The organism is Streptomyces sp. NPDC029138, from assembly GCF_055564375.1.
This window is the reverse complement of sequence record NZ_JBVHWM010000147.1, coordinates 1-1,342: the sequence shown is the minus strand read 5'-3', so window position 1 is coordinate 1,342 and position 1,342 is coordinate 1. Positions and strand designations below refer to the sequence as shown.

Annotated in this window: 2 protein-coding genes; both read left to right on the top strand. The window is 67.5% G+C overall.

The genetic code is table 11. From position 1 onward, the window contains the following. Window positions 1–58: 58 nt before the first annotated feature. Entirely contained in the window at window positions 59–928 is an 870-nt protein-coding gene (locus ACZ4WH_RS43965) for an IS5 family transposase (protein WP_468191972.1), read from the top strand. Window positions 929–1,000: 72 nt separating this feature from the next. After that, window positions 1,001–1,330: a hypothetical protein gene (locus tag ACZ4WH_RS43960; protein WP_468191969.1), complete on the top strand. Its 330-nt coding sequence runs from the start codon at window positions 1,001–1,003 to the stop codon at window positions 1,328–1,330. Window positions 1,331–1,342 lie beyond the last annotated feature (12 nt).

The window sequence follows — 1,342 nt, the reverse complement described above, 5'->3', positions numbered from 1 at the left end:
CTAGGCCGTGTTTTGAAAGTCGGCTCCGTTCCTCGTCCCGTGCCGTGATGATCTCGATGTGGGGCGAGGGGATCTTTCTGACGAACAGTGGGCGGTGCTCGAGCCGTTGCTGCCGGTTGCGGTGTTGGGCCGGCCGTCGCTGGGTCGGCGGAAGCTGATAGACGGGATCCGATGGCGGGTGCGGACTGGTGCTCCGTGGAGGGATCTGCCGTCGGAATACGGGCCGTGGCAGACGGTCTACGGACTCTTCCGCCGCTGGCAACGCGACGGCACCTGGCCTGTGCTGCTGACCGGACTGCAGGCTCGGGCGGATGCGGCAGGGCTGATCACGTGGGAGGTCAACGTCGACTCCACGATCTGCCGGGCCCATCAGCACGCCGCAGGCGCCCGCCGCGACGGCCAGGCCCAGAAGGAACCGCCGGGCGGAGCCCGCATGGAGCCCGACGACCACGCTCTGGGCCGATCCCGGGGAGGCTTCACCACCAAGATCCATCTGGCGTGCGAGCAAGGCCAACGGCCGCTGTCGTTGCTGGTCACCGCAGGTCAGCGTGGTGACAGTCCTCAGTTCGCCGCCGTCCTGGAAGGCATCCGAGTGCCCCGCACCGGACCCGGCCGTCCCCGTGTCCGCCCACTGCGAGTGCGGGGCGACAAGGCGTACTCCTCCCGCGCCAACCGGGCCTACCTGCGAAAGCGGGGAATCCGGTGCACGATCCCGGAGCGCGCTGACCAGGCCGCCAACCGCAAACGGCGCGGGAAGGCCGGCGGGCGGCCTCAAGCGTTCGACCGCGAGGACTACAAGGCCCGGCATGCGGTCGAATGCGGGATCAACCGGCTCAAGCGCAACCGGGCGGTCGCCACCAGGTTCGACAAACTCGCCGTCCGTTTCGAAGCCACCGTCCTGATCGCCGCGATCGGCGAATGGTTATGACCGGCCTGAGCCGTCGGTTCAACGTGCCATGCTGACCGCGACCAGGGCGAACAGGGCGAGGGAGAGGCAACGATGGGGGCTCAGTACTACGGCGCCGACAGCGAGAACGGCGACCGCATCGACGACCCCTCTGAGGACGCGCTGTTCATGATGATCAGCGACCTCAACAACTCCGACAACACCTTCGTGGTCGTCCAGCCCGACGAGGACGATCCGGTGTGGTTCGCCTCAGTGGCCGTCCTGGACGAAGGCGGCTACGAGATAGTCCGCCGTGACACCTCCCGCAACGAGCACGAGGTCACCACCACGACCAGCATCAACGACGTCGCCCGCGACCTCACCAACTGGATGGCCGCCCGCGACTTCCCCGAACGGCCAACCAGGCAGGTCACCGACTTCTAAAACACGGCCTAG